The sequence below is a fragment of the Enterobacter cloacae complex sp. IR5428 genome, from assembly GCF_049238585.1.
Classification (GTDB): domain Bacteria; phylum Pseudomonadota; class Gammaproteobacteria; order Enterobacterales; family Enterobacteriaceae; genus Enterobacter; species Enterobacter intestinihominis.
In genome coordinates this window covers 160735-183207 of record NZ_JBMKHV010000003.1, presented here as the reverse complement: position 1 = coordinate 183207, position 22473 = coordinate 160735, and the positions used below count along the sequence as shown (strand labels likewise).

At 53.6% G+C, this 22473-nt stretch carries 21 protein-coding genes and 1 pseudogene; 11 read left to right on the top strand and 11 right to left on the bottom strand.

The window, feature by feature from the left end:
* The first annotated feature begins 46 nt into the window (after positions 1–46).
* The 3 genes from proQ to htpX all read left to right on the top strand — a co-directional run bounded on the left by proQ (position 47) and on the right by htpX (position 3876).
* On the top strand, positions 47–733 hold the full coding sequence (proQ, locus tag ACOTXC_RS05525) for an RNA chaperone ProQ (protein WP_421767470.1): 687 nt from the start codon (positions 47–49) through the stop codon (positions 731–733).
* A 19-nt stretch (positions 734–752) separates the two neighbouring features.
* The gene (gene prc, locus ACOTXC_RS05520; RefSeq protein WP_003859896.1) at positions 753–2801 is read left to right on the top strand and encodes a carboxy terminal-processing peptidase; all 2049 of its coding nucleotides are present in this window, start codon (positions 753–755) and stop codon (positions 2799–2801) included.
* A gap of 193 nt (positions 2802–2994) precedes the next feature.
* Positions 2995–3876, top strand: a complete 882-nt coding sequence (gene htpX, locus ACOTXC_RS05515; RefSeq protein ID WP_003859899.1) for a protease HtpX — start codon at positions 2995–2997, stop codon at positions 3874–3876.
* 52 nt (positions 3877–3928) lie between these two features.
* On the opposite strand, the gene ACOTXC_RS05510 is transcribed toward htpX, so the two are convergent.
* On the bottom strand, positions 3929–5302 hold the full coding sequence (locus tag ACOTXC_RS05510) for an MFS transporter (protein WP_022648456.1): 1374 nt from the start codon (positions 5300–5302) through the stop codon (positions 3929–3931).
* A gap of 178 nt (positions 5303–5480) precedes the next feature.
* Here ACOTXC_RS05510 and kdgR point away from each other — a divergent pair, with 178 nt between their 5' ends.
* On the top strand, positions 5481–6272 hold the full coding sequence (kdgR, locus tag ACOTXC_RS05505; RefSeq protein ID WP_022648455.1) for a DNA-binding transcriptional regulator KdgR: 792 nt from the start codon (positions 5481–5483) through the stop codon (positions 6270–6272).
* Between the two features lie 63 nt (positions 6273–6335).
* On the opposite strand, the gene ACOTXC_RS05500 is transcribed toward kdgR, so the two are convergent.
* A complete protein-coding gene (locus ACOTXC_RS05500; protein ID WP_022648454.1) occupies positions 6336–6575 on the bottom strand; it encodes a YobH family protein in 240 nt (79 codons plus the stop codon).
* Positions 6576–6735: 160 nt separating this feature from the next.
* On the opposite strand from ACOTXC_RS05500, the gene mgrB reads away from it, so the two are divergent.
* The 6 genes and pseudogenes from mgrB (at position 6736) to rlmA (ending at position 11094) form a co-directional block, all read left to right on the top strand.
* Complete coding sequence (gene mgrB / locus ACOTXC_RS05495) at positions 6736–6879, top strand: PhoP/PhoQ regulator MgrB (protein WP_003859906.1); 144 nt, start codon at positions 6736–6738, stop codon at positions 6877–6879.
* 74 nt (positions 6880–6953) lie between these two features.
* Positions 6954–7241, top strand: a complete 288-nt coding sequence (locus tag ACOTXC_RS05490) for a YebO family protein (RefSeq protein ID WP_023300358.1) — start codon at positions 6954–6956, stop codon at positions 7239–7241.
* A gap of 669 nt (positions 7242–7910) precedes the next feature.
* A pseudogene (locus ACOTXC_RS05485) lies at positions 7911–8055 on the top strand (DUF2627 domain-containing protein).
* Positions 8056–8067: 12 nt separating this feature from the next.
* On the top strand, positions 8068–8277 hold the full coding sequence (gene cspE / locus ACOTXC_RS05480; RefSeq protein WP_001062678.1) for a transcription antiterminator/RNA stability regulator CspE: 210 nt from the start codon (positions 8068–8070) through the stop codon (positions 8275–8277).
* 216 nt (positions 8278–8493) lie between these two features.
* Complete coding sequence (gene ftsI, locus ACOTXC_RS05475) at positions 8494–10239, top strand: peptidoglycan glycosyltransferase FtsI (protein ID WP_023300357.1); 1746 nt, start codon at positions 8494–8496, stop codon at positions 10237–10239.
* A gap of 39 nt (positions 10240–10278) precedes the next feature.
* Entirely contained in the window at positions 10279–11094 is an 816-nt protein-coding gene (gene rlmA / locus ACOTXC_RS05470) for a 23S rRNA (guanine(745)-N(1))-methyltransferase (protein WP_022648451.1), read from the top strand.
* On the opposite strand, the gene mntP is transcribed toward rlmA, so the two are convergent.
* From mntP to manX, 5 genes are all read right to left on the bottom strand, one after another.
* The gene (gene mntP / locus ACOTXC_RS05465) at positions 11091–11657 is read right to left on the bottom strand and encodes a manganese efflux pump MntP (RefSeq protein WP_032622454.1); all 567 of its coding nucleotides are present in this window, start codon (positions 11655–11657) and stop codon (positions 11091–11093) included. The genes rlmA and mntP overlap by 4 nt on opposite strands.
* A gap of 400 nt (positions 11658–12057) precedes the next feature.
* Positions 12058–12516: a DUF986 family protein gene (locus ACOTXC_RS05460; RefSeq protein WP_022648449.1), complete on the bottom strand. Its 459-nt coding sequence runs from the start codon at positions 12514–12516 to the stop codon at positions 12058–12060.
* A gap of 54 nt (positions 12517–12570) precedes the next feature.
* Positions 12571–13422 (bottom strand): PTS mannose transporter subunit IID, encoded by an 852-nt coding sequence (locus ACOTXC_RS05455; protein ID WP_006810994.1) that lies wholly within the window; start codon positions 13420–13422, stop codon positions 12571–12573.
* A gap of 12 nt (positions 13423–13434) precedes the next feature.
* The gene (gene manY / locus ACOTXC_RS05450; protein WP_022648448.1) at positions 13435–14235 is read right to left on the bottom strand and encodes a PTS mannose transporter subunit IIC; all 801 of its coding nucleotides are present in this window, start codon (positions 14233–14235) and stop codon (positions 13435–13437) included.
* Positions 14236–14282: 47 nt separating this feature from the next.
* Positions 14283–15245, bottom strand: coding sequence for a PTS mannose transporter subunit IIAB (gene manX, locus ACOTXC_RS05445; RefSeq protein ID WP_022651434.1), 963 nt, complete (start codon positions 15243–15245; stop codon positions 14283–14285).
* A gap of 463 nt (positions 15246–15708) precedes the next feature.
* Between manX and yoaE the strand changes: the two genes are divergently transcribed.
* A complete protein-coding gene (gene yoaE / locus ACOTXC_RS05440) occupies positions 15709–17268 on the top strand; it encodes a TerC family protein (RefSeq protein WP_228338620.1) in 1560 nt (519 codons plus the stop codon).
* Between the two features lie 6 nt (positions 17269–17274).
* Here yoaE and ACOTXC_RS05435 read toward each other — a convergent pair whose 3' ends face one another.
* From ACOTXC_RS05435 to pabB, 4 genes are all read right to left on the bottom strand, one after another.
* Positions 17275–18873: an EAL domain-containing protein gene (locus ACOTXC_RS05435; RefSeq protein ID WP_023300353.1), complete on the bottom strand. Its 1599-nt coding sequence runs from the start codon at positions 18871–18873 to the stop codon at positions 17275–17277.
* Between the two features lie 130 nt (positions 18874–19003).
* Positions 19004–20368, bottom strand: a complete 1365-nt coding sequence (gene sdaA, locus ACOTXC_RS05430) for an L-serine ammonia-lyase (RefSeq protein ID WP_022648444.1) — start codon at positions 20366–20368, stop codon at positions 19004–19006.
* Between the two features lie 184 nt (positions 20369–20552).
* The gene (locus ACOTXC_RS05425; RefSeq protein ID WP_022648443.1) at positions 20553–21131 is read right to left on the bottom strand and encodes a CoA pyrophosphatase; all 579 of its coding nucleotides are present in this window, start codon (positions 21129–21131) and stop codon (positions 20553–20555) included.
* On the bottom strand, positions 21128–22462 hold the full coding sequence (gene pabB, locus ACOTXC_RS05420) for an aminodeoxychorismate synthase component 1 (RefSeq protein WP_032622420.1): 1335 nt from the start codon (positions 22460–22462) through the stop codon (positions 21128–21130). Before pabB ends, ACOTXC_RS05425 begins: the two co-directional genes overlap by 4 nt.
* Positions 22463–22473 lie beyond the last annotated feature (11 nt).

Here is a 22473-nt window from a genome sequence, read left to right as displayed (position 1 = left end):
TCATGCCTGCGCTTGTTGGCAACGTCCGTTGTAATCAGGAAATTTCATGGAAAATCAACCTAAGTTGAATAGCAGTAAAGAAGTTATCGCATTTCTGGCCGAGCGTTTCCCGCAGTGCTTCAGCGCTGAAGGTGAAGCGCGTCCTCTGAAAGTCGGTATCTTTCAGGATCTGGTCGCGCGCGTTGAGGGGGAGATGAACCTCAGCAAAACGCAGCTTCGTTCTGCCTTGCGCCTTTATACCTCGAGCTGGCGTTACCTGTACGGTATCAAGCCGGGTGCGACCCGTGTCGACCTTGACGGCAACCCGTGTGGTGAGCTGGACGAGCAGCACGTAGAACATGCGCGTAAGCAGCTTGAAGAAGCCAAAGCTCGCGTTCAGGCACAGCGTGCTGAACAGCAGGCCAAAAAACGCGAAGCCGCAGCGGCAAACGGTCAGGAAGACGCCCCTCGTCGCGAGCGTAAACCGCGTCTGGCACCGCGTCGTACTGAAAATAACGATCGCAAACCGCGTGCTGACAAACCAGCAGTTAAAGCCCCACGTGCGCCGCGCGAAGAGCCGCGCCACACCCCAGTTTCGGACATCAACGCCCTGAGCGTAGGTCAGTCTCTGAAGGTTAAAGCGGGTAACAATGCGATGGATGCCACCGTACTGGAAATCACCAAAGATGGCGTTCGTGTACAGCTGACTTCTGGTATGTCAATGATTGTACGCGCAGAACACTTGTTGTTCTGAAACGGAGGCCGAGCCTGGCATGAACACTTTTTTTAAGCTCACCGCGCTGGCTGGCCTGTTTGCTATAACAGGCCACGCTTTCGCTGTGGACGATATTACGCGTGTTGATCAAATTCCGGTTCTTAAGGAAGAAACTCAGCACGCGACGGTGAGTGAGCGCGTGACGTCGCGCTTTACTCGTTCGCACTATCGTCAGTTCGATCTCGATCAGGCCTTTTCGGCCAAAATCTTTGACCGTTATCTGAACTTGCTGGATTACAGCCATAACGTACTGCTGGCCAGCGATGTCGAACAGTTCGCTAAACGCAAATCCGAAGTGGGTGATGAGCTGCGCTCCGGAAAGCTGGATCTTTTCTACGATCTGTACAACTTATCGCAAAAGCGCCGTTTTGAGCGTTATCAATACGCGCTGAAAGTGCTGGAACGTCCGATGGACTTCACCGGCAACGACACCTTTAATCTGGACCGCAGCAAAGCGCCATGGCCGAAAGATGAGGCTGAACTGAATGCGCTGTGGGACGGAAAAGTCAAATATGACGAACTGAGCCTCAAGCTCACAGGCAAAGACGAGAAAGAGATCCGTGAGACGTTAAACCGTCGCTACAAATTCGCAATTCGTCGTCTGGCGCAGACCAACAGTGAAGATGTTTTCTCGCTGGCGATGACCGCGTTTGCGCACGAAATTGATCCGCACACTAATTATCTCTCTCCACGTAACACCGAACAGTTCAATACCGAAATGAGCCTGTCTCTGGAAGGTATCGGTGCTGTGCTTCAGATGGATGATGACTACACCGTTATCAACTCCATGGTGGCCGGTGGCCCTGCGTCGAAAAGCAAAGCGATCAGCGTAGGCGACCGTATTGTCGGTGTAGGTCAAACCGGAAAGAGCATGGTGGACGTGATTGGCTGGCGACTTGATGACGTAGTTGCGTTGATCAAAGGGCCGAAGGGCAGCAAAGTTCGCCTGGAGATCCTGCCAGCCGGAAAGGGGACCAAAACCCGTATCGTTACTCTGACCCGTGAGCGTATCCGTCTGGAAGATCGCGCGGTGAAAATGTCGGTGAAAACCGTGGGTAAAGAGAAGGTTGGCGTTCTGGATATCCCTGGCTTCTACGTTGGCCTGACCGATGATGTAAAAGTGCAGCTCCAGAAGCTTGAAAAGCAGAATGTCAGCAGTGTGATCATCGACCTGCGCAGCAACGGCGGCGGGGCATTGACCGAGGCCGTCTCGCTCTCCGGGCTGTTTATCCCGTCTGGCCCGGTGGTTCAGGTGCGCGATAACAACGGTAAAGTGCGTGAAGATGCCGATACCGATGGCGTGGTCTACTATAAGGGGCCGCTGGTGGTGCTGGTCGATCGCTTCAGCGCCTCTGCATCGGAAATCTTCGCTGCTGCCATGCAGGATTACGGCCGGGCGTTAATCGTCGGCGAACCGACGTTTGGCAAGGGCACCGTTCAGCAGTACCGCTCTCTGAACCGTATTTACGACCAGATGCTGCGTCCTGAATGGCCGGCGCTGGGCTCAGTACAGTACACCATTCAGAAGTTTTACCGTGTTAACGGCGGCAGTACGCAGCGCAAAGGCGTGACACCGGACATCATGATGCCGACAGGTACCGAAGAGACGGAAACGGGCGAGAAGTTTGAAGATAACGCGCTGCCGTGGGATAGCATTGATGCCGCGACATTCGTGAAATCGGGTGATATGAAACAGTTCGGTCCGGAACTGCTGAAAAATCACAATGACCGCATCGGGAAGGATCCGGAATTCCAGTACATCATGAAGGACATCGCGCGTTTCAACGCTCTGAAAGCGAAACGGAACATTGTCTCTCTGAACTACGCCCAGCGTGAGAAAGAGAACAATGAAGATGACGCGACACGTCTGGCGCGTATCAACGATCGCTTCAAACGTGAAGGCAAGCCTCTGCTCAAAAAACTGGACGATCTGCCTAAGGATTACCAGGAGCCCGATCCGTATCTGGACGAGACGGTGCATATCGCGCTTGATCTCGCGAAGCTGGAAAAAGAGAAACCTGCCGTACAACCTGCTCCGACAAAATAATCCCCCAACAGGCACAAGAAATTGTGCCTGTTTCTTTTTGTTCCTCATCCTTCCGTCAGGCAGATTTCCAATTGTGTAAAGTTGTGTCTTTCTGGTGACTTACGCCGTCTGGATGCTTGAAAATAGCCGCAATACCCATACGATGTGGGTAATCGCATAGTGCGTTTTGTTAAACTGAGGTTAAAAGAATATTATGATGCGAATCGCGCTCTTCCTGCTCACCAACCTGGCGGTGATGGTGGTATTCGGGCTGGTGCTAAGCCTGACGGGAATTCAATCGAGCAGCGTTCAGGGTCTGTTGATTATGGCGCTGCTGTTTGGTTTCGGTGGCTCTTTCATTTCACTGCTGATGTCGAAGTGGATGGCACTGAAATCCGTGGGCGGTGAAGTTATTGAGCAGCCGCGTAACGATATGGAACAGTGGTTGATGAGCACGGTTGCTCAGCAGTCAAAGCAGGCGGGCATAGCCATGCCGCAGGTGGCGATCTACCACGCGCCGGATATCAACGCGTTTGCTACCGGTGCGCGTCGTGACGCGTCCCTGGTGGCCGTCAGTACCGGTCTGCTGCAAAACATGAGCCGTGACGAAGCGGAAGCGGTTATTGCTCACGAGATCAGCCACATCGCTAACGGCGATATGGTCACCATGACCTTGATCCAGGGCGTGGTGAACACCTTCGTTATCTTTATTTCCCGTATTCTGGCGCAGATTGCTGCCGGATTTATGGGTGGCAACCGTGATGAGGGTGAAGAGAGCAACGGTAACCCGCTGATCTATTTTGCTGTTTCAATGGTACTGGAGCTGGTGTTCGGTATCCTGGCAAGCATCATTACCATGTGGTTCTCCCGTCATCGTGAGTTCCACGCGGATGCCGGTTCTGCGAAACTGGTGGGTCGTGAGAAGATGATTGCTGCGCTGCAACGTCTGAAAACCAGCTACGAGCCGCAGGAAGCAAACAGCATGATGGCCTTCTGTATCAATGGTAAATCAAAGTCGCTGAGCGAGCTGTTTATGTCACATCCGCCGCTGGATAAACGTATTGAAGCGCTGCGAAGCGGCGAATACCTGAAGTAATACCCGCCGGATGAAAAAAAACCGGGCAGGAGACAATCTCCGCCCGGTTTTTTTATGCCTGCGCCTTTGGCTGGGTCACACGAAGGCCGCTAATGATAGCCGCGAGGGTCGCCAGTGTCCCTGCGGTAATCAGCGCAACGTGTGTCGCATTTTGCCCGGCAAGGTTAAACATCAACGCCACCATTGCGGCCCCGGTGCTTTGCCCTAATAGTCTTGCCGTACCCAGCATCCCGCTGGCGCCACCGCTGCGATGACGTGGGGCAGAGGTGATAATTGTGTGGTTGTTAGGTGACTGGAACAGACCGAAACCTGCCCCGCAAAGGATCATGCGCCAGATAATATCCAGATCCCCCGGCGAGGAGGGCAGGAGCGATAGCGCAAACAGTCCTGCTGCCATGACGATCAGCCCGATAGCCCCCAGCAGTCCGGCATGAACGCGCTCAATAAGGTACCCGGCCAGCGGGGCCATCACCATGGTTGCCAAAGGCCAGGGTGTGAGCAGCAAGCCTGTTTCCACTTCCGAACGGCCAAGCACGCTCTGCAAAAAGAATGGCAGCGCAACCAGCGCCAGCATCTGGGCGCAGAACGAGCAAATGGAGGTACAAATTGATAGCGAAAACAGCGGAATACGCAGCAAATCGACCGGCAGTAACGGCACGGGCAGCGCCAGCTGGCGTCGTACAAAGAAAAAGCCGATGATAAGCAGGGCAACGATTTCTGCGGCAATGAGCGACAAAGACTGTCCCTGCGCAAATCCGCTCAGCGCAGTAATCAGCAGGCCAAAGGTCAGCGCGTTCATCACAGCGCTGGGCAGGTCAAAACGTGGCATGGTGTTTTTCGGACCATTTTCCGGAAGATAGCGCAGGGCGAAGAAGATCGCCACAATGCCCAGCGGCACGTTAATGGCAAACAGCCACTGCCACGAGGCAACGGACAGAATGGCAGCGGCAATCGTCGGCCCGGCGGCGGACGACACGGCCACAATAAAGGAGTTAATGCCCATGCCGCGCCCCAGATGGCGATGAGGATAGATAAGCCGTATCAGGGCCGTGTTCACGCTCATTAGCGCCGCACCGCCAAAACCCTGTGCGATACGCGCAAGCGTAAGGGTGTGCAGTGAATCGGAAAGGGCACAGAAGAGCGAGGTGAGAGTAAAGACCACCAGCCCGCACTGATAAACCCGGCGATAACCAAACATATCGCCCAGGAAAGAGAGTGACAAAAGGGAAATCACAATCGCTATCTGGTACGCGTTCACAATCCAGATGGAGCTTGCCGGAGAAGCATTAAGGTCTTTGGCAATGGTAGGAAGAGCCACATTGGCAATCGCACCGTCAAGGACAGCCATCGAAATGCCGATGACAATAGTGGCAATTGCCCCGTACCGCTGTGGTAAGGGCAGGCCATCAGAAACGTTTTTTTGCATGGGAAAAGAATGACTCAGTGTGAAATTATTTTCAGAGTAACTATTTTAGCATCGTTATTTCGGTTTTATGTCGCAGATTTGTAACGAAGTAAACCCAGATAGATTGCAGCGCGCATCACACGAATTTATAATAAAAACCGGTTCTGATTTTTATAAAACACTCTCCATGAGGTGATAAATGGCAATCGCAGATTTGGATAAGCAGCCAGATTCTGTTTCTTCCGTGCTGAAGGTGTTTGGCATCTTGCAGGCGCTCGGAGAAGAGCGTGAAATTGGTATTACAGAGTTGTCGCAGCGTGTGATGATGTCGAAAAGCACCGTTTATCGCTTTTTGCAGACGATGAAATCATTGGGTTATGTCGCGCAGGAAGGAGAATCAGAAAAATATTCTCTGACCCTGAAACTGTTTGAATTGGGCGCCCGCGCCTTGCAGAACGTGGATCTGATCCGCAGCGCTGACATTCAGATGCGTGAACTTTCGCGGTTGACGAAAGAGACAATTCACCTCGGCGCACTGGATGAAGACAGCATCGTTTATATCCACAAAATTGACTCCATGTACAACCTGCGCATGTATTCACGCATCGGTCGTCGTAACCCGCTGTACAGTACCGCAATTGGTAAAGTCCTGCTGGCCTGGCGCGATCGTGAAGAGGTTAAGCAAATCCTTGACGGTGTGGAATACAAACGCAGCACCGATCGCACGATTACCAGTACGGATGAACTACTGAGCGTGCTGGATAAAGTGCGTGAGCAGGGTTATGGGGAAGATAACGAAGAGCAGGAAGAAGGGTTGCGCTGCATCGGTGTGCCGGTGTTTGACCGCTTCGGCGTTGTCATTGCGGGACTGAGCATCTCTTTCCCAACGCTGCGTTTCTCCGAAGAGCGTCTTCATGAGTATGTGGCAATTCTGCATACCGCAGCGCGCAAAATTTCAGAGCAGATGGGCTATAACGAATACCCGTTCTGATCAATGCCTCCAATAAAAACGCCGCACTCTTGCGGCGTTTTTGTAAGCGAAATTTAGCGCTGATTAGCCGTTATCAACCACAACAGATGATTTACGCAGCACAGGACAGTTGGTTAACCCGATGATCCCGCTGTCGGAATGGATGTACTGAGCCGTGCTTACCCCCTGGGCGGTGAGATATTTACACTGAATACCCAAACCCGCGGCATTCTCTTTGCTTCCCATTAATACGCCATACCCACTTAACAGCAGGCCGATCCACACAAGTGCCAGTACAATTATCGTACGAACGAGTAAACGCATCGATGCCTCTTTTTTCTTTGTTGTCATGGAGTAAGCGTAACGGGTTTACGCAGTGAAACAAGTGCACGATTCCGAAAAGCGTCTGTTGAAGGTACAGTTAGCCCCTGTTTAAGATAGCCGTGATAACCTGGCTACATCAGGTCATAAGACGGAGTGTGGAGTGAAAAAAATACGCTGGGTAATTCTGATTATAGTGCTGATAGCATGCGTGGTGCTGTGGACGCAGACTATCAATGTGATGTGCGATCAGGATGTACAGTTCTTTAGCGGCATTTGTTCAATCAATAAGTTTATCCCCTGGTAGTGGCTATTTTTGCACTGAGCGATGTCCTTACGTGGCTGCAGTGGTAAAATGACTGTTTTTACTGAGGTGGTGAAATGGGTGAGTTAATGAATTCGGGGCTGCTGAGCATTGCATCCCTGGTAATGTCTTTAGTGGTGCTGGTCGTTGGACTGGTGCTGTGGTTCTTCGTTAATCGCGCCAGCTCCCGCACAAACGAGCAGATTGAGCTGCTGGAAGCATTGCTCGATCAGCAGAAACGGCAGACTGCGTTGCTGCGTCGTCTGTGCGAAGCCAACGAGCCGGAGGAGAAAGCGGTGCCGAAGGAAGCTGATGCTCAAAAACAAGACGAGGAAGAGTTCATTCGCCTGGTGGCCGAACGATAGTCTGCCCGGAACGGGGAGGTGGCCTGACGTGCGGCGTAAATCTCCTCCCTTATCAAATGTGTCCCATAACATCCCAACATATAATTAAGCAGCAGTTAACTACTGTTTCAGTATACTGAAAACTGGCGAATATTTATCCTTATACAAGTCGTACCGTTTCGTTGAATAAATTGTGAGCTTTAACTTTCCTGAAGTGTTTTATTTTTATCGAAACGTTTTGCTTGCCTTGTTTTGAGGCAGAGTCATAAAAATTTCATTATTTTGGTGCAGAATAACGCTTATTAAATGGTGGATTTTAATACAGTTAGCAAAATGTATTTAACATCGTTTATTCACTGTCACACTCTGGTGCATTGCGATGTTTTCAGCATAACTTTTCACAAAATGTTCTAACTCAGTCATTCCTTTAAAGAAATTCAGGGATTGGGATGGACGCTTTGAAATGATTGAGCTATGTTTAAAAAGTCTTTGATTACAGGGCGCGCCAGCGCACCCTGTGGGCGGTGAGGTCAGGTGGCGCTTCATTTGACAATTCGCATAACTGTGCAGATTGTTATGGAGTAACGCCTGAATTTGTGCGGCGGATCGAGACACGTTTAAAAATGGCTTGCCATATTAAACGTTGTGTGTGATAACACGTTTTGGGTCAAACGAGGTACAGTTCTGTTTATGTGTGGCATTTTCAGTAAAGAAGTCCTGAGTAAACACGTTGTCGTTGAATACCGCTTCTCTGCCGAACCTTATATTAGTGCCTCAAGCAGTAATGTCTCAGTTTTATCTATGTTAAAGCCTGCGGGCTAAGAAAACACTCTAAGGAATTTTGCAAATGGCAAAGATTAAAGGTCAAGTTAAGTGGTTCAACGAGTCTAAAGGTTTTGGTTTCATTACTCCTGCTGACGGCAGCAAAGACGTGTTCGTACACTTCTCTGCAATCCAGGGTAACGGCTTCAAAACTCTGGCTGAAGGCCAGAACGTTGAGTTCGAAATTCAGGACGGCCAGAAAGGCCCAGCTGCGGTTAACGTAACTGCTATCTGATCGAATCACTGCTGACTGAAGCGCTTAGCGCTTCGATCTCAGACATAAGCCTCGCCGATGCGGGGCTTTTTTATTCACTTATTTTTCAAAATGTTACGTATTCCTCCTCTGTTATTATCTTGTTGCAAACCCGCGAGATTATTAGCATTGTTTTCCCGCCTTATTATCCCTTTTTCCCGTTAAATCAGGGCGTTGATTAACAGCCCTGGGGTTAAAGTGAAAAAAAAGACAATAACGGCCAACGGAAACTTTACACCGGCACGTTTTGCACTTCTGTGTCTCGCCATCTTTTGTAGCCTTGCTTTTCTGTTAGGCCGCGTGGCATGGCTACAAATTATCAAACCGGATAATCTGGTGAAGCAGGAGGATATGCGTTCTCTGCGCGAAGTGGCGATAGACGCCCCGCGTGGGATGATTGTTGACCGTGAAGGGCGTCCCCTTGCGGTAAGCGTACCTGTCCAGGCCGTCTGGGCCGATCCCAAAACTGTGCTTGATAAAGGGGGGATCGGCTTTGATTCGCGCTGGCAGGCCCTGGCAAATGCTTTACACCTTTCTCTGAGCACGCTCGCATCGCGAATAAACAGCAATCCGCACGGGCGATTCATTTATCTAGCTCGTCAGGTTGATCCCTCCCAGGCAAAGTGGATTGATAAGCTGCGTCTTCCCGGTATCAACCTACGCGATGAGTCCCGCCGCTTTTATCCTGCCGGACACGTGGCGGCAAACCTGATTGGCTTCACTAATATTGATGGTCAGGGTATTGAGGGCGTCGAGAAAAGCTTTAACACGCAGCTCACCGGGAAGGCAGGCGTGCGGCTGGTCAGGAAAGATCGCTACGGGCATGTGGTTGAGAACCTCACGGAGGTGGCGCCCGTACCGGCACATAATATCCAGCTTAGTATCGATGAACGCCTGCAAACTATCACCGAAGACGCGCTGGACAATGCCGTGGCGTGGAATAAAGCCGAGTCAGGCGCGTCGGTGCTGATTAATATCCAGACGGGCGAAATTCTGGCGATGGCGAGCTTCCCTGACTTCAACCCCAACAATCGGGAAGGGGCAACACTGGATGATTTTCGTAATCGCGCGATCAGCGACACCTTTGAACCGGGTTCGACCGTTAAACCTCTGGTGCTGATGACGGCGCTACAGCAGGGGCTGGTGCAGCCTGACAGCGTGATAGACACGCATCCCTACACCATTGATGGCCATCGTATTCGCGATGTGGGCTACTACCCCGAGCTGACAATGACTGGGATCCTGCAAAAATCCAGCGACACGGGCGTATCCCGTCTTTCTCTCGCGATGCCCGTGCAACGGTTACTTGATACCTATAAAAACTTTGGTTTTGGCGAGAGTACCGGGCTTGGCTTAACGGGAGAAAGCTCAGGTTTACTGCCGCAGCGAAAATTCTGGAGTCAGTTAGACAGGGCGACCTTTGCCTTTGGGTATGGCCTGATGGTTACCCCCCTTCAACTGGCGCATGTGTATGCCACCATCGGTAGCTATGGCATTGAACGGCCTCTGTCCATCACCCGTATCGATCCCCCCGTGATTGGCAAACGGGTGATGCCCGGGGAGATTGTTCACGAGGTGGAACACATGATGGAGAGCGTCGCGTTACCCGGCGGTGGCGGGATCAAAGCGGCGGTGCGTAACTATCGTGTGGCGATTAAAACCGGGACGGCCAAAAAAATCGATGAACACGGTAAGTATGTGGATAAATACGTCGCCTACACAGCAGGCGTTGCGCCCGCCAGCGATCCCCGTTTTGCACTGGTGGTGGTGATCAACGATCCGAAAAACGGAGCCTACTACGGCGGGGCCGTTTCCGCGCCCGTGTTCAGTGAAATTATGGGTAACGTCTTGCGCCTGGAAAACGTGAAGCCAGACGGGCTGCCGGCAGATTCTGACCATCTGATCGTGATGCGTCACCCAGCCGTTTATAACCCTGGCGAATAGCGGTACACTTCGCCTTTTGGTTTTCGCCCTGGAGCTGTCATGTCTTTCAGTTGTCCCCTTTGCCACGCGCCGCTGACGCGCGCGGAGAAAACGTTTATCTGTCCACTGGGACATCAGTTTGACCGGGCTAAAGAGGGCTATGTCAATCTTCTGCCGGTACAGCACAAGCGCTCCCGGGATCCGGGTGACAGCGCGGAGATGATGCAGGCGCGCCGGGCGTTTCTTGACGCCGGGCACTATCAACCGCTCAGGGATGCCGTTGTCGACTTACTCCGTCAATATCTGACAGAAGGCGCATCCGCCATGCTGGATATCGGCTGCGGTGAGGGCTACTACACCGCCACGTTTGCTGACGTCGCGGCTGGGAAGGGCGCCGAAACTTACGGGCTGGACGTGTCGAAAGTGGCTATCCGTGCAGCAGCAAAACGCTACTCAGCGGTAACGTTCTGCGTGGCCTCCAGCCACCGCCTGCCGTTTGAGGAAGCGAGTATGGACGCCGTGGTGCGTATCTATGCCCCGTGCAAGGCAGAGGAGCTGGCGCGCGTCGTTAAGCCCGGCGGGTGGGTTATCACCGTTACGCCGGGACCGCGTCATCTGCTGGAGCTAAAAGGGCTGATCTATGATGAAGTTCACCTGCATGCGCCGCACTCTGAACAGCTGGCGGGCTTCGCGTTAAAGCAGACGCAGTCAGTGGCGTATGAGATGACGTTGCAGGGAAGTGAAGCGGTGGCGTTACTGCAAATGACGCCGTTTGCGTGGCGGGCAAAACCAGAGGTGTGGGAAACGCTGGCAGCACAGACAGAATTTCGCTGCCAGACGGATTTCAGCATCCATTGCTGGCAGCGCGAAGATTAACCCGCGAAGTGTGCCCAGAGTATTTGGGCACCAATTCCGATCAACACGATACCGCCCAGAATTTCGGCGCGTTTGCCTAACAGCGGGCCAATGAACCGCCCCACCATCATCCCCAGCGTTGACATAATCAGCGTGGCGCAGCCAATCGCCAGCGCGGTGGCGATAATATTGACCTGCAAAAACGCCAGACCGACACCGACGGCCATTGCGTCCAGGCTGGTTGCGATAGCGGTTGTCACCAGAAGCCAGAAGCCGTGGCGTTGCAGCGGCGCATCATCTTCATCGCTGTTGCCACGAAAACCTTCAATTACCATGCGTCCGCCGAGGAACACCAGCAGCACGAAGGCGATCCAGTGGTTCCACTCCAGCACAAACTGGCTGGCGAGCATCCCCAGACCCCAGCCAATAAGCGGCGTCAGCGTTTCGATTGCGCCAAAGATGAGACCGGTGCGCAGGGCTTCGGAAAATTTAGGTTTATGGAGGGTGGCACCTTTACCGATAGAGGCGGCAAATGCGTCCATGGACATGCCAAAAGCCAGAAGGATCGTAGCGGAGATATTCATAAGTGCGTCCAGACCGGGGATATCCATATGACACATCACTGCCCCCAGTAAACAGCAGTTGATGTATCTATGGTCTCGCCTGATCGCTTTTGGCACAGTAAGTGTGCTGAATACGATCCGTACGCGCCACGTTTTGCAACGAGTATGTTGACACGTACATTTCCCGCAGGCAGGAAATCGGCTACTCCCCAACGACGGGCGCAACCTTAACATATTTTGAGAATATAAAACAACAACGAAGATGGCTTTATATAGCCACTATATTGATAACGATTTTCATTTAGGTTTATGCGTAAAAGTATCGTTAATAAATATAAGTTAATTCGCAGGGGAGATATAGCATCGGCTATATTGCTGGTTTGAGAATAATACAATACATAGCCGATGCTATAAAATTAATTCATTGAGTTTTAAGGAGTAATTTGTAGATTTTTTCCAGGTCGTCAATATTTTTGACGCGAATGAGCAGGCGGCGTTGTTCTAATTGCATCACCAGAACTCCGTCTTCGGATAAATTCATCTCTTTAATGCGGTTATATTCTATCCAGACATTGGCGAAGAAGAATCCGTGTTTTTTAAAAATGAGTTTTGGCGAGCGGATCCAGAACAGGTAAATCGCCATTAATGCCAGCGCACATAATAACCATGTGGTTAATATTGCGCCGTGGCTGGTCACATTATTGTAAATCAGGATGACTACCAGACCGGCGAAGATAAACGCATCAATGCGCCCACGGCGTAAGAGGGGAAGGGTCAGCAGCGTCTCGCCGTGGCGGCGAGGCATAATGAACTCGTCATAGATCGCGTAAGCCAGAAGGGCAACAATAAATAAAACCAGTACGGTGTCCGTGACAGTCATTCATCCTCCAGATAAAAAGACCGGGGGCAAGCCCCCGGTCGGTAACGCATTTTATTACAGACCCAGCAGGCCGACGGCGTAGCCCGCGATACCGATGACGAAGAAGCCAACGATGATCCACAGCGGGTTCACTTTCTTACGCAGCAGCCACATACAGGCGAAGGTTAACAGCAGCGGTACCAGGCCAGGCATCAGCTGGTCCAGAATGGTCTGCACGGTGGTGACGCGCGTCTGACCATCCTGACCGGTGATCGTCGATACCACCAGCGGGATGTTCACGTGCGTCCACTTGTTAACCAAAGCCCCCATTACAAACAGGCCGAGGATTGACGCCCCCTCAGTCAGTTTTTGCAGGAAGCCGCCGCCCATATCCTTAACGATATCCACCCCTTTACGGTAACCGTATGCCACGCCGTAGTAGCGGGTCAGCAGACGCACCGCGTTGAACAGGATAAAGAACAGCAGGGGACCAAGCAGACTGCCGCTCATGGCGATCCCGGCGCCCAGTGCCGCAAAGACCGGACGCACGGTACCCCAGAAGATCGGGTCGCCCACGCCTGCCAGCGGCCCCATCAGACCGACTTTAATACCGTTGATAGCACCATCGTCGATCTCAGCCCCGTTTGCACGCTGCTCTTCCATCGCCAGCGTTACGCCCAGAACAGGCGCCGCTACGTAAGGGTGAGTGTTGAAGAATTCCAGGTGACGCTTAATTGCCTGACGGCGTGCTTCGTTGTTTTCCGGATACAGGCGTTTGATTGCCGGCACCATGGAGAAGCAGAAGCCGAGCGCCTGCATACGTTCGAAGTTCCATGAACCCTGAAACAGGTTAGAACGGATGAACACGCCACGAATATCACCCGGAGTGAGTTTTTTCTCAGTGGTAGTTTTTGTCATATCAACCATTTCGCTCACCTGTTAGTCCAGTTCGTTATCGAGATCGTTGTTACCAGCAGCCTGCGCAGGGGCACCCGCGACACGGTTGTATTTCGGGCTGAGCTGGATATAAAGAATCGCCATCACCGCACCAATCACACCCAGCGCAACCAGGTTGAAGTTGGTGAATGCAGCGGTAACGAAGCCAAGGTAGAAGAACGGCATCAGATAGCCTGCGCGCATCATGTTGATGACCATCGCGTAACCTACGACCACAATCATACCGCCCGCGATATTCAGACCGCCGGTGACCACTTCTGGTATGGCGTTCAGCATACTTTGAACTTCACTGGTCCCAACGGAAATCGCCACGATAACGGCCGGAATAGCGATACGCATCGCCTGCAGGAACAGGGACGAGACGTGGATCCAGGAGAGCGCTGTCAGGTTGCCGTTATCGGCCGCCTTATCCGCCGCGTGCTGGAAGGCAACGGTGATGGTACGAACAATGATGGTCAGCACCTGGCCTGCCGCGGCCAGTGGAATGGCCAGCGCGATACCGGCACCGATACTCTGATGACCGGCGATAACCAGAACGGTCGAAATAATGGACGCCAGCGCGGCATCTGGCGCAACTGCCGCACCGATGTTCATCCAGCCGAGGGCGATCATTTCCAGGGTACCACCGATGATGATACCGGTTTTCATGTCACCGAGAACGGCGCCAATCAACGTACAGGCCACCAGAGGGCGGTGGAACTGAAATTCATCAAGTACGGACTCCATACCCGCAATACACGCGACGATGAACACCAGCACAATCTGAAGAGTAGTAATCTCCATTGCACTTCTCCTATTACATAAGCTCTATATGAAAAACCGGCCCGGGCTTATTTCCCCACTTTGCCGATCAAATCCATCATTTTCAGTTTCTGATCCGTGGAAACCTTACGGGCTTCCAGCTCGATACCGCGTGCATTCAGCTTGTTGAAGGCCTCGATATCTTTCGCATCCACTGAAATCGCGTTGTTGACCTGCGTTTTGCCCTGACGGAAAGCCATACCGCCAATGTTAACGGAGGTGATTTTCACGCCGCCTTCAACAATGCGTTCAACGTCTGTCGGGTTGGTGAACAGAAGCATCACGCGTTCGCCCGCATATTTCGGGTTGTTGTAAACGCGGATCATTTTGGCGACATCCACGACGTGCGCGGTGACGCCCGGCGGTGCAACCTGGGTAAGAAGGGTTTTACGGACAGTGTCGGCGGCCACTTCGTCACTGACCACGATGATGCGTTGTACGTTGGTCTCTTTGGTCCAGCGTGTCGCCACCTGGCCGTGGATCAGACGGTCATCAATACGCGCAAGGCCGATAACCATGTAATCGTTCGGACCCATTGGCTTCGCCGGTGCCGCGGCTTTTGGTGCAGCAGGGGCAGGGGCAGGTTTTTCAACCGGCTGTGCTTTCAGCGCCTTCACGCCTTCGCGACCGGTTTCCACCGCCAGCGCCACCAGCTCGTCAAAGCCTGGGTTGTCGTCACGCGCCATGAAGGTTTCCACCAACATTGGGATATTTACCCCGGCGACGACTTCATAATGCTCTTTATCGACGACAATGCGGCTGGCAGCGTTGAACGGGCTGCCGCCCCATGTATCCACGAGAAACAGCACGCCTTTGCTGGTATCCAGCTTCTCAAGCTGAGCAGTGTACTTTTCAATCAGCGTCTCGGCGTTTTCACCGGGAACGAAATCGATCCAGCCGACGTTTTCCTGCTCGCCCAACAGCATTTCTGCCGTTTTGAGTAACTGCTCCGCAGCCCAACCATGTGTGCCTATGACAATAGCAATGGTCACTTGCTACCTCCTATTATTATCATTTATACGTCTGCCAGGCAGGCGTACTGAGAATCGTATTGGCGAACCGAATCGATTCAGATAAGGGTTAGAGTTCTAAAAAACCAAGACTTCCGCGAATTATTTTAGATAGTGAAAAAATAATTTATGTGATGAAGATCCGTAATTTAGCTACGCCTTACAGATTTTTCTGTAAGATAAACCACGTGTGTTACAGAAGTTTGCAAAGGAACGTAAATCTTTGCTAAAAACCCATTGTCTCTGATATGTTTAGCGTCCGTTTAATTATTCAGGAGTATAGGGCTACAGCCCACTATATGGACCGTCACCGACGTCAGTCATCTTCCAGGCCATCCCGCGCCTTATTCACCGGCGACCATCGCCACGCATCGACCCCCATTCCCTTTGAAATGCCCGAAATTAGCGGGGCACCGTTTTGTCATTCCTTTAGCAGGAGCGTGTCATGGAATTCTTAATGGACCCGTCAATCTGGGTAGGCTTGCTTACGCTGGTCGTGCTGGAGATCGTTCTCGGTATTGATAACCTGGTGTTTATTGCCATCCTTGCGGATAAGCTGCCGCCGAAACAGCGTGATAAAGCCCGTCTGATCGGCCTCTCGCTGGCACTGATCATGCGACTGGGCCTGCTGTCCGTGATCTCGTGGATGGTTACGCTGACTAAGCCTCTGTTCACCGTCATGGATTTCACCTTCTCCGGCCGTGATTTAATCATGCTGGTGGGGGGGCTTTTCCTGCTGTTCAAAGCTACAACAGAGCTGCATGAACGGCTGGAGAACCGGCAGCACGATGATGGCCACGGTAAGGGGTATGCCAGCTTCTGGGTGGTGGTCCTGCAGATTGTGGTGCTTGATGCGGTCTTCTCACTGGATGCGGTGATTACAGCGGTTGGCATGGTGAACCATCTGCCGGTGATGATGGCGGCGGTTGTGATTGCGATGGCGGTAATGCTGCTGGCGTCGAAACCGCTGACGCGTTTCGTCAACCAACATCCGACGGTCGTCGTGCTGTGTCTGAGTTTCCTGTTGATGATTGGTCTGAGCCTGGTGGCAGAAGGTTTTGGTTTCCATATACCGAAAGGCTACCTGTACGCCGCGATTGGCTTCTCGATTCTGATCGAGCTGTTTAACCAGATTGCGCGCCGTAACTTCATTAAGCAGCAGTCGAATCAGCCGCTGCGCGCGCGTACCGCCGATGCGATCCTGCGCCTGATGGGCGGGCGTCGTCAGGTGAACGTGCAGGCGGATAACGAGAACCGTAACCCGGTTCCGGTGCCGGAAGGCGCGTTTGTGGAAGAAGAACGCTACATGATCAACGGCGTGCTTTCGCTGGCCTCCCGCTCCCTGCGCGGCATTATGACGCCGCGCGGTGAAATCAGCTGGGTGGACGCCAACCTGAGCGTCGACGAAATTCGCCAGCAGCTGCTCTCCTCGCCGCACAGCCTGTTCCCGGTCTGTCGGGGCGAGCTGGATGAGATCATCGGTGTGGTGCGCGCGAAAGAGATGCTCGTGGCGCTGGAAGAGGGCGTCAACGTCGAGGCCGTAGCGGCCGCGTCGCCTGCCATCGTGGTGCCGGAGACGCTGGATCCGATTAACCTGCTGGGCGTGTTGCGTCGTGCTCGCGGGAGCTTTGTTATCGTCACCAACGAATTTGGTGTGGTACAAGGTCTGGTAACGCCGCTGGACGTGCTGGAAGCCATTGCCGGTGAATTCCCTGATGCGGATGAAACGCCAGAAATCGTTGCCGACGGTGACGGCTGGCTGGTGAAAGGCACCACCGACCTGCACGCGCTCTCGCACACGCTGGGCGTCGAAAACGTGGTCAATGACGATGAAGACATCGCCACGGTAGCGGGGCTGGTGATTGCCGTTAACGGGCAGATCCCGCGTATCGGTGATGTGCTTGAGCTGCCGCCGCTGCAAATTACCATCGTTGAAGCCAACAACTATCGCGTTGATATGGTTCGTATTGTTAAAGAGCACTCTGTACACGACGAAGAAGAGTAACGCTATCTAGCGTAACGGCAATAAAGGCACGATGTGTCCGTTGTGACGGGCTGGCGGAGGGTTACTTTCCGCCAGCCATTTCGGAAACTCCCGCAGCGGCATCGGCCGCGCATACAAGTACCCCTGCAAAATATGTACGCTGTGGCGGCGCAAATAGCGTGACTGCTCCTCGGTTTCAACCCCTTCTGCAACCAGTTCAATATTCAACCTCTGGCCCAGCGCAATAATAATATCCGTTACCGTTGAGTTCACGGCGTCGGTGCCGATCGCGGTGGTGAAGGATTTATCAATTTTCAGCACGTCCGGGTGAAGTTTTTCAAGCCACGAAAGAGAACTATTGCCCGTACCAAAATCATCAATCGCAAGCTTCACCCCTTTGCGATGCAGCTCCCGCACGATGCGGTAATCCACATCGAGCAACGCATCGCGTTCGGTTAACTCTACAATCAACTTTTGAACAGGGTTCGCCTTAAACCAGATGCGGTTAAGATCCCGGATCAGCGCAGCGCGGCGAAAATGGCTGGCGGCCACGTTGATGCCAATATGGAAATCCCGTGAGGCCGGGAAAAAGCCTATCTGCCGCACCGTTTCGCTGATGACGTAGCGCGTAAGCGGAACAATCAGGCTATGTTCTTCAGCCAGGGGGATAAAGACATCGGGAGAAATCCAGCCCTGACGCGGGTTGTTCCAGCGCAGGAGGATCTCGACGCCAACGCATTCCCGGGTGCGGGCGTTTACCAGCGGCTGGCAGAAGAGTTCAAACTCCCGGGCAGCAATCCCCATATTAATTTCCCAGGTGAAACTTATGCGTCGCGCCGTGGCAAGCCAGGCGATATAGCCCATCAGTAAACTGAGCATCAACGCCAGCGGTAGCTGGGTGGGCAGATTTTTCAATGCCATTTGGCCTGCCCCAGGGCCGCTGACCGTGACGCTGAAAGGGTAGTGCTGTGAAGACTGTTCCAGCAGGGAGGCGTGTTCATCGAAGGTCGGCGTATTCGTCACCTGCTGCCCGTCGCGGAGAAAATTATCGCCTACTCTCAGGACCACGTCGGTGATTTGTGGCCGCTGTGGCTCCAGAATCATTTTGGTGATGAGATCGATATTCACTACCTCCATCAACCCGTCACTGCCGTCGCCCGCAAGGGGTGACCACTGAATCAGTACCGGACTACCCTTTAACAGCCACCGATCGGTCAACAAGATCAGCCTGGGTTCACTGGACGGAAGCATCGGCTCAATGTCACTGACGGGCATATTTCGGCTGCCAAATACGCTCGAGCAATACAGTATTCCGTCTTTGACGAGGGCGATCGAGCGCACGGTCTGGAGGATCGCCGCCTGTTTACGCAGAATCGGATTCGCTTCAGCGCAGGGCATATCAACCAGAAAACGTAGAGTTTCACGCTGGGTTTCTAACGCAAGAAGCACCTTATCAAGCGCACGCACGGTATGGTGAGTAAAGTCGTGGATCCGATCCTGATTTATGTTGCGCTGTGAAATAAAGCGAATGCCCAGCGTCAGGACGAGCGTAACGAGCGCAACCGTAACACAGACGATAACGCGCTTTCGGCGATAGTCTTTAATGATCGTTTGTGCAGTTTGCATGAACGGTCGCCTGATAAGCACCGGCCGGAAAAGCCAGACGCAACAGTGACAGTGTAGTGGGGAATACGTGAAGCGACGAGAGGCGGTGGGAAAATTCGCCCATCTGTTGCAGATGGGCGAAAAGGAAGGTTTAGTCGCACTGCACCTTAATGGCCAGACCGCCGCGCGAAGTCTCACGGTACTTCGCGTTCATGTCCTTGCCGGTTTCGTACATGGTTTCAATAACCTTATCCAGTGACACGCGTGGCTCGCTGGTACGGCGCATCGCCATACGCGAGGCGTTGATCGCTTTGACGGAGGCGATGGCGTTACGCTCAATGCACGGTACCTGCACCTGGCCGGCAACCGGGTCACAGGTCAGACCGAGGTTGTGCTCCATGCCGATTTCCGCCGCCACGCACACCTGCTCAGGGCTTGCGCCCAGCAGTTCCGCCAGACCGGCCGCCGCCATAGAGCAGGCCACGCCCACTTCACCCTGACAGCCTACTTCGGCACCGGAGATGGAGGCATTCATCTTGTACAGCGCGCCGATAGCGCCTGCCGCGAGGAAATAACGGATATAGATCTCCGGTGTCACGGGCTCAATAAAGTGATCGTAGTAGGCCAGCACCGCCGGAACGATACCGCACGCGCCGTTGGTTGGCGCCGTCACCACGCGACCACCCGCTGCGTTCTCTTCGTTAACCGCCAGCGCAAACATGTTCACCCAGTCAACCACATTCATCGGATCATTGGAGAATTTGTCGGTGGTGACAAGCATACGGCGAAGCGCAGAGGCACGACGTGGCACACGCAGTGGCCCAGGCAGAACCCCCTCGGTGTTCATCCCGCGGTCAATACAGGCGCGCATGGTTTGCCACACGTTAGCAAAATAGTCTTCGATCTCTTTCTTGCTGTGCAGCGCCAGTTCGTTCTGCATCACCATGCCGGAGAGGGAGAGACCGGTCTCTTTGCAATAGGCCAACATCTCGGTGGCAGATTTAAACGGATAGGGCACATTCACATCGCCCGCGCTCTCTTTGCCAAAGTGTTCTTCGTCAACGATAAAGCCGCCGCCGATGGAGTAGTAGGTTTTACTGTAGATCTCTTTTTCGCCGCTCCAGGCGTGGATGGTCATACCGTTTTCATGCAGCGGCAGGTTGTCGCTACGAAAACGCATCCCGTCATCCTGCGGGAAGTCCACTTCGTGCTGACCGTTAGCCAGCAGCAGACGACCGCGCGTTTCCACGTCGCGGATAAATGCCGGAATGGCATCAATATCAACTGTGTCCGGCATATTGCCCGCCAGACCCATAATAATGGCGATATCGGTGTGGTGGCCTTTACCCGTTAATGACAGTGAACCGTAAACGTCTACGGCGACACGGGTAACGCTTTCCAGTAATCCTTTTTCGACCAGATCATCGACGAACTGTTTACCGGCCTTCATCGGCCCTACAGTGTGGGAAGAAGATGGACCAATCCCCACTTTGAACATGTCGAATATACTAATCACTTTCACACTCCTGACAGGGTTACTGGGGTTCCAGTAACGATGTTATAACTGCGCATAGTGTAAGAGGGAACACTAACCTCGGCTTAACTATTCACATGAATTAAACTAATGGTTAACGATGGTTTAGCTAATAGCGCGACGCCGATCGCAAACCTGCCAGAAAAGGGTGGAATGTAAAGTATAGTCAAGGCTTCAGGCCGATTTGTAGCGCAAGCTCACGAATGATGCCTGCCGTCATGCCCCAGACAAAATAATGCTGATACCACGACAGCCAGACCCGATGATCGTGCCCGCGGCGGTGAATATCCAGAGGATGATAGCGGCCCAGACGAAGGGCCTCTTCAAGCGGCATTTCGAACACCGCTGAAACTTCATCGACGCTGGCGTGATACTGAAGATCGGGCGGAATAATGCCGACGACCGGCGTGACCTGAAAACCGGTTACGCTGTCCACTGGCGGCAGCACGCCAATTACCTCGACCGCCTCCGGGGGGATCGCCACCTCCTCATGCGCTTCGCGCAGCGCGGCGGCAATCAGGGAAGCATCGGTGCTGTCCACCGCGCCGCCCGGAAACGCAACCTGACCGGCGTGTTTTCGCATATGCGGTGAGCGCTGGGTAAGCAACAGACCCGGCTGTTCACGACGCACGACCGGGATCAGCACCGCCGCCTGACGTTGATTCAGCGCGGCGCGGTTAACCTGGGGCCGCAGAAGCTGAAAACGCGACAGAAAATCATCCAGCGTCAGGTTGTCTTTCTTCACCGTGAGTTCTCCAGTTGTTTCAGGATACGATTCACTTTATCAAAGGTTTCCTGATATTCCGCTCCGGCCTGGCTGTCGGCCACAATGCCGCCGCCTGCGGAACAGTACAGGTTACCGTCGCAGGCCGTCAGGGTGCGAATAGTGATGCTGGTATCCATGGTTCCGCACAGGCTCACATAGCCGATGCTGCCGCACCAGGCGTTGCGGCGATGCGGTTCCAGTTCGTCGATGATCTCCATCGCGCGGACCTTCGGCGCGCCGGTGATGGAGCCGCCCGGAAACGCGGCGCGGAGCAGATCGCAGGCGGTCCGCGAGGCCGGCAGGCGTGCAGTGATAGTACTGACCAGATGATGTACCGCCGGGAAAGGCTCCACAACGAACAGCTCCGGCACGCGCACGCTGCCCGGCTCGGCGACGCGGCCAATATCATTGCGCATCAGATCGACAATCATCAGGTTTTCAGCGCGATCTTTCGGCGAGGCCGCCAGCGTCTCCGCCTGCTGGCGGTCGGCGTTAGCATCGGCAAGGCGCGGCAGGGTGCCCTTGATCGGGCGGGTCTGAATAATACCGTCAGCCAGATGAATAAAACGCTCAGGCGAAAGGCTGAGGATGGCGCCGTGTTCAAGGCGTAAAAATGCGCTAAACGGGGCCTTATTGCTGGCATTGAGGCGGGTAAATGCCTGCCATTCGTCTCCCCGGTACGCCGCCTGGAAACGCTGGGCAAGGTTGACCTGATAACAGTCGCCGCTGTGAAGATACGCCTGCACGCGAGAGAATTTTTCCGCATATTCCGCCGCGCTCATGTTCGAGTGCCAGCCAGAGGTCAGCATAAAGTGTTCCGCTGTGGCGGGCCGTTGCGCCTCAAGCCAGGCCAGACGCGCCTGCACGTCTCGGTGGCTAAGCAGGGAAACCGTCTGCTTACGGTGATCCACGATTAGCGCCCAGTCATACAGCCCGACCGCCATATCCGGCAGGGAAATATCCGCCTGCGCATGCTCGGGCAGCTTTTCGAAACGGCGACCCAGATCGTAACCAAACAGGCCCAGCGCGCCCCCCTGGAAAGGCAGATCCGGATCCGGTGTGGCAGATAAGCCCAGAGCATGGATCTCGTTCTGAAGCCGCATCAGCGGATCGTCCGTGGGTGACAGCGCATCGGTCGTCAGCGTTTTAACCGGGTCGGCCACCAGAATATCAAAGCGGCTGTAGGGGTGATCCGCATGCCCGGAGTGCAGCAGCATGGCAAAAGGAAGGTGGCTCAGACGGGCAAACCAGAACTCGGCGGCGTCTGCACGCCAGGGTAAGGTCATAACAGTGGGGAAGCGCATGTTCATGTATGGCATAC

Coding starts and splice junctions, on each gene's coding strand:
- proQ (WP_421767470.1), top strand. CDS start 47: ATGGAAAATCAACCTAAGTTGAATAGCAGTAAAGAAGTTATCGCATTT.
- prc (WP_003859896.1), top strand. CDS start 753: ATGAACACTTTTTTTAAGCTCACCGCGCTGGCTGGCCTGTTTGCTATA.
- htpX (WP_003859899.1), top strand. CDS start 2,995: ATGATGCGAATCGCGCTCTTCCTGCTCACCAACCTGGCGGTGATGGTG.
- ACOTXC_RS05510 (WP_022648456.1), bottom strand. CDS start 5,302: ATGCAAAAAAACGTTTCTGATGGCCTGCCCTTACCACAGCGGTACGGG.
- kdgR (WP_022648455.1), top strand. CDS start 5,481: ATGGCAATCGCAGATTTGGATAAGCAGCCAGATTCTGTTTCTTCCGTG.
- ACOTXC_RS05500 (WP_022648454.1), bottom strand. CDS start 6,575: ATGCGTTTACTCGTTCGTACGATAATTGTACTGGCACTTGTGTGGATC.
- ACOTXC_RS05490 (WP_023300358.1), top strand. CDS start 6,954: ATGGGTGAGTTAATGAATTCGGGGCTGCTGAGCATTGCATCCCTGGTA.
- cspE (WP_001062678.1), top strand. CDS start 8,068: ATGGCAAAGATTAAAGGTCAAGTTAAGTGGTTCAACGAGTCTAAAGGT.
- rlmA (WP_022648451.1), top strand. CDS start 10,279: ATGTCTTTCAGTTGTCCCCTTTGCCACGCGCCGCTGACGCGCGCGGAG.
- mntP (WP_032622454.1), bottom strand. CDS start 11,657: ATGAATATCTCCGCTACGATCCTTCTGGCTTTTGGCATGTCCATGGAC.
- ACOTXC_RS05460 (WP_022648449.1), bottom strand. CDS start 12,516: ATGACTGTCACGGACACCGTACTGGTTTTATTTATTGTTGCCCTTCTG.
- ACOTXC_RS05455 (WP_006810994.1), bottom strand. CDS start 13,422: ATGGTTGATATGACAAAAACTACCACTGAGAAAAAACTCACTCCGGGT.
- manY (WP_022648448.1), bottom strand. CDS start 14,235: ATGGAGATTACTACTCTTCAGATTGTGCTGGTGTTCATCGTCGCGTGT.
- yoaE (WP_228338620.1), top strand. CDS start 15,709: ATGGAATTCTTAATGGACCCGTCAATCTGGGTAGGCTTGCTTACGCTG.
- ACOTXC_RS05435 (WP_023300353.1), bottom strand. CDS start 18,873: ATGCAAACTGCACAAACGATCATTAAAGACTATCGCCGAAAGCGCGTT.
- pabB (WP_032622420.1), bottom strand. CDS start 22,462: ATGAACATGCGCTTCCCCACTGTTATGACCTTACCCTGGCGTGCAGAC.